The following is a 10,476-nucleotide window of genomic DNA, read 5'->3' as shown; positions in this document are numbered from 1 at the left end:
TTTGAGATAATGACCAAAACTGTTGAGTTTGATTGTATCATATTAGGGTTTTAAACACAATAACCTACTTATTTATGAAATTTAGATACTATTATGAGTAACTTTAGTGAATATTAGGTAGGTTTTTGGGAGCAGCATCAACCCCTACAGGTTACATTGTAAAAACAAATATCCTCTTTACCATATAAATTATTATTTTGTAAAGTCTGGTTGACAATTATTGTTTATAGTTGATTAGTTCTAATCAAAAAAGTTTGTTAAATATCTTTATTTTGAAGCGATCGCAGAAACCTCTAAAAATTAAAACCTAGACAGGAACTAGGTTTCAAGGCTTACATATATTTTTGATTACAATACTTCCAGTCTATAGCACTACTATCATAAAACGAAATTAACCAAAAGTCAAGAATCTGGCAAATTTGGGCAAAATCAGGAAAAACGAAAATTTTGTTAACGTTTGTAACGATGAGCTTTTGATAAGTATATTAAATAAATAAAAAATTATTAGATAAGCTTATTTTATTTAAATTGCACAAACTAGCAGATCATTGATTTTAATCTTTGCTATCCTGAAAAAGTCTTGTTATATTAAGAAAAAATACAAAAAATTATCAGAATGCAAACTATAAATAAGCAAAATCTCAAACACAATAATAACATATCTTCTCTATCTTCTGCCCCTATTGGTGAACAAAAAAAAGAGAAAATAGGTAAAAAAGTAGCTGTAATTGGTTGTGGTTATGTGGGTAAAGCTGTGGCCAGTTGTTGGTATCAACAGGGTTATATTGTAACAGGAACTACTACCAGAGAGGAAAAAATTTCGGAATTAGAAAATATCACTCATAATCCTATTGTTATGAATGGAAATAATTTAGAGGAAATGGAAAAAGTTATAGAGGATCAAGAGACAATTTTAGTTAGTATTGCACCCATTAGCGATCGCCAAGTTAGTGCAGAAATTTATGAACAAACTTATATACCCACAGCGAAAAATTTAGTTAATCTATTAAACAATAATTCAACAGTTAAACAGGTTATTTATCTTACCAGTGGTTCCGTTTATGGAGACAAAAAAGGGGAATGGGTAGATGAAAATTCACCTTTGGATACTGAGAGTGATTATGGCAAGGTTTTAGTGGAAGCAGAAAACATTATTTTAGGGTTAAAACGAGAAGATATTAAGGTTTGTTTGTTACGTTTAGGAGGTATTTATGGACCAGGTAGAGAGTTAAATAAAAGACTAGGAAGAATGTCCGGGAAAACCTTACCAGGAAATGGAGAAAATTATGTTGCTTGGATACATTTAGAGGATATTGTTAAGGGAATTGAATTTGTGAATGAAAAAGGATGTCATGGAGTTTATAACCTGGTTAATGATATGAAATTGAACAGCAAAGAGTTGTGTAATTTAATCTGCGATCGCCAACAATTAGAAAGAGTTTATTGGGACGAAAGTAAACCTTCTTTTAGTTCCTTAAATGCGAGGGTTGATAACAGTAAAATTAAACAAGAAGGATATCAGTTTATTTATGCTGATACCCTTGTTTAGGAAGCTATAATTAGTGTTTTAACTCATATTTTTCAAGGGTTAAAGATTGAAACTTCCCTGTTACATCATAACTGGGAATTAATTGTTGCATTTCGCTTTCATTAATTAACCAATTAACAACACAATCAAAAGAGGTTCCTACAGTTACTTTTTCGGGACAGCTAATAGAAACACCATCAGGTAAATAGAAGAATTTATGTCCTTTCCTATCCCAACTAAATTGAGTAGAAATAGGTTCAGAAATTTCTAAATTAGAAGTAATGCTTATAGATGTTCCTTGCCAATTTTTGTTTAGATTTCGTTGGGATAATTGTTCTAAATCTGTTGACCAATAGGAAGAAGGGTAACCAGTGAAATCTTCTCGAATATTAGCAGTTCTAAATAAATTTCCTTGGTCATCATAAACGATACCAACACTATGTCTGAGACTTTGGTATCTAAAAAATAACTCCATTGCAAAATAAGCTTCTGATTTTAACTGAGTTGTTGCCCAAATAGAATGACCAGAAGGAAAGAAATAACCCCGCATTAACTCAGCTTGAGGATGAAACATCCCATCCAATAAACTATTTTCTTTCTGATTAAAATTCCACCTTTGTTCTTTAACATCATCTTCAGCATAAATATATTGATTTAGCTGATAAATTTCTGTATTGTCACCATTACCTTCAAAATGTCTCAGACTACGAAATGACTCCATCACTTCTCCTGTGGGAGTATATCGCGTCCAAATACCATGCCAATCATATAAATGTTGATCGGTAAAATGTTGCCAGTTTTTCTCTTTAAGATCGATCATTTTATTTCCTCAAAAAACTTGAATTATTTGCTCAATTACGAGTGTAATCTCGTTCAAACTTAATTTTTACTTGTTCAGCGACAACCGCTAAAGCAACGGAAAACAGAGAGGCAGCAACCACAAAATATTTAGGCCAAGAATAGAGCCATTATGACTGATAAAAATATGCGAAGGATCGATTACATTTTCAATAAAAAAAGTTTGATCGTAAGGAATATCCATTACAACGTCTGAGCTAATAACAGCAGAATCATCTAAATCAGCAACCGTTGGAACATTATTTTGATCAGCTTTTCCTCATTTCTAAATAACACGAAAGGTTCATCATACAAAGAAAAAGCATAAGGACGATCTTTGGGTAAGTCTTGCACAAATGTTACAGGATACCAGCATTCTTTCCAGTTAAACTGCTCCTCTATTTCTGATAGTAATGAAGTTGCTGTTACTTGTTCTGTTATCGGTTGCTTGGAAGCGAGTGTCATCAGTAATTTTTAAAGTAAGGGATGAAAAATTAAGATAATCTCTCTATAATATAGCTTAAAGAACATAATAAACTTCTATTGCACAACAAATCTCAAAGTTATGACACAAAAAGTAGCAATTGTCACCGGAGGAACTCGTGGTATCGGTTTTGGTATTTCTCAACAACTGGCCGCAGATGGATATCATTTGATTCTGGGGTTTAATAGTAACGAAAAAGCAGCAAAGGAAGCCAAGAAAACATTAGAAGCTGAATATAAAATCAAGGTATATACTGTCAAAGGTGATGTTGTTGAAGCAGAAACAATTGATAAATTTTTTGTTTGTTTAGAAAACAATTTTGACGGTAAATTAACAGCATTGGTTCACAATGCAGGTTTATACTTAGGTATGACGACAACTCCTGCATCAGAAGAAGCTCAAGCAGCAGCAGATCAACAACGTCAATTATTAGCAGATGGTAATTTTACCAGTCTGGCACAATACGAATATTATCAAAATGTTTACCCTAAATGTTTTATTCGTTGTGTAGAAAAAGCGGTTAATTATATGGAAGATGGCAAGGGTTATATTGTAGCAACTTCTTCCCCTGGATGTAATATGAACCAAACCCCACAACTCTCTTATATTTTGCCAGGAACAGGGAAAACTGTGGTGGAATTTTTAACCAGATATTACGCAAAAATATTAGCAGCAAGACAGATTAATGTTAATGTTGTTATTCCTGGTTTTACGAAGACAGAAGCTTGGAATAGTGTAACCGAAAAATTTGGTGGAGTCGATAGTGAAATGATGCAGAAAATAATTAAAAATACACCGATGCAACGCTGGTGTTCACCTCAAGAAATTGGTCAAGTTGTTGCCTTTTTATGTTCCCCTAAAGCTGCTTTTATTACTGGAGTTGCTTTACCAATTGATGGGGGGTTCCATTTACAGTAAATTGAGATATTTAACTTTGTAATAAAGTCCAAAAATAGCCATCAGGAGCAACAAAAGAAAAGCTTTTTTCTGCAAACTCATTAACAAAAATTTCTGTAATTTCTGTTGCTTCACTATTGCTAACTTTTTGATGATATGAATCAATATCAGTAACTTTTAAAGTATATAAAGATGTTCCTAAACAACCAGGACGAGAATATTGCTGCTTATTCTCTAAATTTCCTTCCAGACGTAACACTTCAAAATTGCCTGATTGAACTTGATTTTTTTCTTTCAAGTCATAACCAGGAGCAATAAAATAATAGCTAAACATTCTTTCATCAGGATTATCTTTTTTTACCTCCAGTATGTTACGAGAAGCGAGACTATATCCACTTTCAACATTATCCACAGTACGAACTAATCCTAAGACTTGATCATAAAAATCTAACGTTTCATCCTCACAGTCAACAATGAGTCCAGCATGAACAAATTCAGATGCTTTAAAATGAGAATCTGGATTAACAATACCAGAATTAGGCCGATGATAATCATGACGTTGAAAGATAACTTGTCGGGTTAAAGGTTGAATTAAAACCATTTCATGAACACAGGGGTTAGCTTGAGCAAATGGGGTAAAATTTTCAGGACGATTAATTAAATTGCGTTGCGGAGGAACATAATATATCGGAAGTCCCATATCTTGGCCATCTTCTGCATGATTAGCAACATTAAACACATCTAAACATAAAGATGTTCCCCAACGACTTCCTACTACTTTTAAAGGACTCAATCCTAATCCTTCATTCACAGGGTTATCCCAAATCATCAGACGCAATAAACTTCTATCTGTGACCTTATTCTCAAGACGCAGAGAACGAACATTAGAATCAACCCCATACAACTTTTTAGTTGCTTCTCTATCCAGGTTTCCAGAGAGATTAACCGTAAACCCAAACTTGTCCCAATAATTGATTAAATTGCTTTCATCTGCTGCTGTGATACCGATCGCAATTTCATATAATCCGCTAATGGATGGATTTGTCATTGATTAATACCTAAAAAATCTATATCAACTATAATATAGTCAACAATTTTTATCTGAACAATGTTATGAATATACAACTTAAAAATTGGGATAATTTCTGTAATTATCATACTGGAGATTGGAAAGGAAGCAAAAAACGCTATTCTCCAGAGGGTAAAGTGATTAGAACTTGGGATGTTATTACTCATCTTCATCTGAATCAAGATCAAAGTGAAATAACCCATCAGGATGAATTATTTTATAGTGATGGAACTAATGAAGTTAAGAATTATGGTATCTATAAAAAACCTCAAACCAGTGCTTTATTCCTAGATAGTACCTTTTGTTGGGGTTCTAAAATAGTGAAACCTGATGCAATCTTTATTTTTGAATTTGGATTTCGATATGAAGATAAACGAGTGCTTTGTTATTTTCGATATGATGAAACTGGAACACTACAATATAGTTCGACTGGAATCGAATATTTGAATAATAAAGATACTCAACAAAATAAAAATAACCATGCTGAACTTAAAAAAGCTGATGAAACCTGGATAGGAAGTTTACAAAAAATGACGACTGACAAGGTAATTTCTGAACCAATAAAAACTAATTGGAAATCAATCAAGGAATTGAATAAAGATTATTTAATACAAGACCTTGGCGATAATATTATCGTCACTTGTCCCAAAATAGTGGAGCAAAATCAATCGTTTTTAATTGGAGTTGATTGGCAAATTAATGATGAATTACTAAAACGAGGAATTGTGTATTATGAAGCATCTGAATTGAGTTATTTTACCGTTGAAACATTTACACCTGTAAATTAATTGAATTTTAAACTATCCCAAAAAACTAAGTTATTATGTCTGAAATAAAAAAATTTGTTCCTTTTACTTCATTATTAATTGCTGCTGAACGTGCAATAGAAACAGAACGAGAAAATGCTCTATTTAAAGACCCCTATGCGAGAAAATTAGCAGGAGAAGAAGCTTTTTTAGCATTAGATCCTAAGAAAAATATCATCACAAAACAAAAAGGAAGACCCTATATACCTGTTCGTACTCGTTTCTTTGATGATTTTTTAATTAGGTCAGCTTCTCAGTGTAATCAAATCATTATTTTGGGTGCAGGAATGGATACTAGAGCATTTCGTTTAAATTTGCCAGAAAATACCCATATTTATGAAATTGATCAACCAGAAGTTTTAGATTATAAAAATACTATACTTCAAAATGTTTCTCCTAACAATAATTGTCATAGTATTAAAGCTGATTTACGATTTCCTTGGATTCATTTATTATTAGAATCAGGATATTGTCAAGATCAACCTTCTATTTGGTTATTAGAAGGTTTGTTATATTACTTAACTGAAATCGAAGTTAATCAACTCCTAAAAACAATTTCTGATGTGAGTGCTAAAAACAGTTATATAGCTGCTGACTTAGTTAACCGAAAATCATTAGAAGGTGATACTAAAATTAGACAACATTGGTGTTCTGGTTTTGATGAACCAGAAACCCTATTTGCTGATCATGGTTGGAGAGCATCAGTGGTTCAACCTGGAGATGAAAATGCTCATTTTGGAAGGTATATCAATAAATTACCTCCCCGTCATATTCCTAATGTTAAACGGGTCTTTTTTGTAACTGCAAAGAAACAATCATAGTTGTAGTTTTTCAATAAAAGGTAAAGTGTAGGAAAAATGTTAATCTTTTCAAAATTATCCCTATGCTATACTCTGACTTTAGTTGCTACAATTTCTTTAACCAATTAACAACATCATTCGCTGCTTGTTGTTCAAAGTTAGCAAAATTATGTCCACATCCCTCATACCAAATAATATCCGTAAGGGGTGAATTAATTGCTGCTGCTTTGAGGGTATCAAGACGTTCTCGATCATTGAAAAAATCTTGACTACCACAAAGCATCAAAATAGGAATCGTTACCTCAGAAATGGTCTTTAAATTAGCAGTATCTGCATCAGGACCCCACCAAGATAACCAAGCATTCGGACGATGAGGAGACAGCATTTTATCGTATGGTGGTTTCCCAATTAAACCTAAATTTACTTGACCATTTTCTATCGCTTTTTGTGCTTCTTCTACTAAACTATTATAACTATCAGAACCCAGATGATTAATTAACCAAGTTGCAGCATCTTGAGTGGGGGCAAAATGAACCATGGCCTTTATATTCGGATGAGGATGTTGAACACAATAGCGCATAATACTATTACTCCCTAAACTTTGCCCAGATAAAATAATGTGCTTGTAGCCTCGTTTTAACATAAATTGAACAAAAGAATGAATATCTTCCACATCCATTTCTGCTGCTGATTCCAGACTACCACCATAACCACTTCTGTGTAATTCAATAACTAAAGTTGCTATCTTATTGTTAAGATAAATTTCAGCCATTTGTGAGGTTAAAGGTTCCGTGATTGGGGTTCCTGTTTTTCCTCTAACATGAATAATAATTGTCTTATTTTCCTGACATCTATCATCTTCCCACAGTAACCCAATTAAAGAACGATTATCAGATGTTTTAACAGAAATAATCTCATTAACTGGGATCATTTCTGTTGCATCTAACTGAAAATTAGCTGTCTTATCAACTTCTAATTTATTGATCCAAGAATCAACAACTGTTTCTACTGTTTCATTTTCATCTAGATGTTTAATGGTTGTATTGATATTGTTTGAATTTATTTCTTGTAAGGGAGAAATTGCTAAAACAGGGGTTGATATTTCAGCCAATAAATCAGATATTTTTGTTTCAGCATTAGGACTCCACCAAGATAACCAAGACTCATAAGATTGATAAATTAATAAAGATTCTTCTGCAACATAAGGAACTTTAAAATCAACCCATAACCCTTCGTTTCCTTCTATGACTTCAGGTGCATATTTTTCTAATATCCCTTCATATCTTGTTTCCCCTATTTTATTTTTAAGCCAATTATCTAAACTATGGAAAGGACGAATTAAGACAATTCCTTTTATATCATTATCCTCTTTAGTTAATTGATATTTTAGTACACCTAAAGCACCAATTCCTTCACCTATAAGAATAATATTATAACAACCATTACCTTTTAAATATTGTATTCCTCGATCAATATCATCAATATCATTATCAGGAATAGCCATCATTTGACCTTCTACTCCCCGACGATATATCCCTAAACTTATAAAAACATAACCTTGATTTGCTAATGCTTTACCTAGAGAACAAATTGATGCGGTATAAGGATATTTATTCCAGTCATGTAAATAGATAATCGCTGGTTTTTCTAGAGAAAAAACTGTAGGATAAAATACAATTGAACAAGGAATTCTTTTACTCAAAGGTTTGCTCAATTCATCTTTAGATAGTTGTAATAAATAAGTGTTAATCATTGTTATATATCCTATTTGTAAATTGATTCTGGATCAATCCCTATATCGATTAGTTTTTGTGCTAATTTATCAGCCCTTTGTTTTTCCTGTTCAGCTATTTCTTCAGGGGTAGAAATCCAATTTCGATTACGATCATACCACCGTAACCATAGCCTTTCTATCCCTTCATAAGAACCCTGCCAAAGTCCTAACCCTAAGCCAATATCTTCCATCCAGATCCTAGATTCAATTAATTCTAATTCTCTGTAATGACTTCCGGTTAACTGAAATACTTTTAATTGATCGCTATAACGGTCAAAAACAATATAATAAGGAACTCTCAAAATGCGTTCATAAACCTCCCATTTAGTAGGGGGATTTTCTGCTTTTCGTAATGTTTGTCCTAAGTCTTCTTTTTCTGTTCCTGGTGATAACAATTCTACCACCACAAAGGGATTAATTCCTTCTTGCCAGACCACATAACTTAACCTCATATCCTGTTGTTCATATAAGCGATCGACTCCTACCACAGCAAACCAGTCTGGACGCTTATACCAAACCGTATGACGTACATCATAATAAAGATTCATATCCGTAGCAATAAATACTTCATCTGGGGGATAATTAGCAGGATGAAATGTGTATTCAAGGAGTCGGGGTTGTAGAATGTGATATTGATCTGGCACACCGGGTTCCTCTGGATCTTCACTAGGGAGATCATACATGGTTGGGAGGACTTTTTTCGGATCATTTAGAGCATCGGTCTGATACATAATAATCACACTTAAAAACAACCAAAATCTATAATTTTAAATAGTATTTTAATTGTACACCAGGTATTCTCAAGTCGCTCAAAATTATTTGTTAGTTTCTTGATCCAAGGTACAGGATAAATGATTAATGATTTTACTTAGTTTTTGAGCAATATTTAAAAGCTTCATATCAGCACCTCTTTTTCCCACTAATTGAACACCAATTGGTAAACCTTGAGATGATAGCTGTAAGGGTAGCACAACCACGGGATGACCTGTTAAGTTAAATAAGGTTGTATAAGCACCAATTGCTTGAAGATAGGGGTATTTTTTGCCCTCTATTTCTATGTCACTACCAGAGGTACAATGAGGAAAAGCAGGAATAGGAACAACCGGTATTAACCAAACATCAAAGTTATCAAAAAACTGCTCTATCTTATCAACAATCATCTGCCGTTTTTCCAAAGCCATTTTATAACCTGCATATTTATCTTTTTGAGAAAATTCTCTAAATTCGTAACTCAAAATTGTTTGATATATTTCCCAATTTTGACTAAAATAAAGATTAGAAGGAGAACTATTTTCAACATGACATCCTAAGTCAGTTAAGCATAAACCTAAGCTTTCTAAAGCATGGTTAGTTTCTGAACAACTGGGAATGTCTCCAATCCCTTTTATCCACGCAAAACGCAAAGATGTTAAAGATTTAATGGGGTCAATTATTTCAGTAAATTCTCTTACCCATGATTGTTGAATATCAACCCCCTCTATGATAGATAAACATAACAGTAAATCATCAATACAGTGAGCTAAAGGTCCTACGGTTTGTAGATGTTTAATAGTCCGAGGATTACCCGGTAATTCGGGAATATGACCAAAAGTTGAAACCCTATGTTCTGTAGGTTTTAAGGCACAAATTCCACAAAAATGAGCCGGCACACGAAGGGAACCTCCTAAGTCACTTCCTATCTCTAAAGGGGATAATCTAGCAGCGATCGCTGCTGCACCTCCTCCTGTACTTCCTCCTGGAGTATAATCTAAATTCCAAGGGTTATTTGTCCTACCAAATAAAGGACTATTGGTTTGAAAATCTGCTGTTAATTTAGGTGTATTTGTCTTTCCCAAAATAATAGCTCCGGCTGCTTTTAATTTAGCAACAACAGTTGCATCTTTTTGGGGAATATAATTAGCTAAAGGTTCATAACTACAGGTTGTTTTCAGTCCCTGAGTTTCTAGACTATCTTTAATGGTTATGGGAACACCGTGTAAAGGTCCGATAATATCACCTTTTGCTAAAGTTTCATCCGCCTTTTTTCCTTGTTGATAAACTTGCTCTGTATCTAAAGTGACAATGGCGTTTAGTCGAGGATTATATTGAGAAATACGCTGTAAATAAGCTGTGACAACTTCTTGACAAGAAACTTGGCGTTCACGAATTCTTTTTGCTAAGATATGAGCAGGTAAAAATGTTAAATTCATTATTTAGATGTGTTTTTTGTAACTGTTGACTAACTTGAAACAAATTTTAAAATACAGATAGCTAAAAAAATAGAACCATCACTTTGTCTCCT

10 protein-coding genes are annotated in these 10,476 nt (G+C 33.2%); 4 read left to right on the top strand and 6 right to left on the bottom strand.

The features are described 5' to 3' along the window. Positions 1 to 616: 616 nt before the first annotated feature. The gene (locus QNJ66_RS11255; protein WP_300506566.1) at positions 617 to 1,549 is read left to right on the top strand and encodes an NAD-dependent epimerase/dehydratase family protein; all 933 of its coding nucleotides are present in this window, start codon (positions 617 to 619) and stop codon (positions 1,547 to 1,549) included. 10 nt (positions 1,550 to 1,559) lie between these two features. Here QNJ66_RS11255 and QNJ66_RS11250 read toward each other — a convergent pair whose 3' ends face one another. Then, positions 1,560 to 2,348 (bottom strand): DUF3598 family protein, encoded by a 789-nt coding sequence (locus tag QNJ66_RS11250; RefSeq protein WP_300506563.1) that lies wholly within the window; start codon positions 2,346 to 2,348, stop codon positions 1,560 to 1,562. A gap of 254 nt (positions 2,349 to 2,602) precedes the next feature. Next, positions 2,603 to 2,830 (bottom strand): hypothetical protein, encoded by a 228-nt coding sequence (locus tag QNJ66_RS11245; RefSeq protein WP_300506560.1) that lies wholly within the window; start codon positions 2,828 to 2,830, stop codon positions 2,603 to 2,605. Positions 2,831 to 2,930: 100 nt separating this feature from the next. Between QNJ66_RS11245 and QNJ66_RS11240 the strand changes: the two genes are divergently transcribed. Continuing rightward, positions 2,931 to 3,767 (top strand): SDR family oxidoreductase, encoded by an 837-nt coding sequence (locus QNJ66_RS11240; RefSeq protein ID WP_300506558.1) that lies wholly within the window; start codon positions 2,931 to 2,933, stop codon positions 3,765 to 3,767. A gap of 10 nt (positions 3,768 to 3,777) precedes the next feature. Here QNJ66_RS11240 and QNJ66_RS11235 read toward each other — a convergent pair whose 3' ends face one another. Beyond that, entirely contained in the window at positions 3,778 to 4,794 is a 1,017-nt protein-coding gene (locus tag QNJ66_RS11235) for a hypothetical protein (RefSeq protein WP_300506555.1), read from the bottom strand. A gap of 65 nt (positions 4,795 to 4,859) precedes the next feature. Between QNJ66_RS11235 and QNJ66_RS11230 the strand changes: the two genes are divergently transcribed. Together QNJ66_RS11230 and QNJ66_RS11225 are read left to right on the top strand one after the other, a co-directional pair. Further along, on the top strand, positions 4,860 to 5,603 hold the full coding sequence (locus QNJ66_RS11230; protein WP_300506552.1) for a DUF3598 family protein: 744 nt from the start codon (positions 4,860 to 4,862) through the stop codon (positions 5,601 to 5,603). Positions 5,604 to 5,638: 35 nt separating this feature from the next. Continuing rightward, a complete protein-coding gene (locus tag QNJ66_RS11225) occupies positions 5,639 to 6,442 on the top strand; it encodes an SAM-dependent methyltransferase (RefSeq protein ID WP_300506550.1) in 804 nt (267 codons plus the stop codon). Between the two features lie 85 nt (positions 6,443 to 6,527). On the opposite strand, the gene QNJ66_RS11220 is transcribed toward QNJ66_RS11225, so the two are convergent. The 3 genes from QNJ66_RS11220 to QNJ66_RS11210 form a co-directional block, all read right to left on the bottom strand. After that, positions 6,528 to 8,174, bottom strand: a complete 1,647-nt coding sequence (locus tag QNJ66_RS11220) for a DUF1749 domain-containing protein (RefSeq protein WP_300506547.1) — start codon at positions 8,172 to 8,174, stop codon at positions 6,528 to 6,530. 11 nt (positions 8,175 to 8,185) lie between these two features. Next, positions 8,186 to 8,926 carry a Uma2 family endonuclease gene (locus tag QNJ66_RS11215; protein ID WP_300506545.1) on the bottom strand — a complete coding sequence of 247 codons (741 nt, stop codon included), beginning with the start codon at positions 8,924 to 8,926 and terminating at the stop codon, positions 8,186 to 8,188. A gap of 84 nt (positions 8,927 to 9,010) precedes the next feature. Then, positions 9,011 to 10,384: an amidase gene (locus QNJ66_RS11210; RefSeq protein ID WP_300506543.1), complete on the bottom strand. Its 1,374-nt coding sequence runs from the start codon at positions 10,382 to 10,384 to the stop codon at positions 9,011 to 9,013. Positions 10,385 to 10,476 lie beyond the last annotated feature (92 nt).

Source organism: Crocosphaera sp., from assembly GCF_030064895.1.
Classification (GTDB): Bacteria; Cyanobacteriota; Cyanobacteriia; order Cyanobacteriales; family Microcystaceae; genus Crocosphaera.
This window is presented reverse-complemented; position numbering and strand designations above follow the sequence as displayed.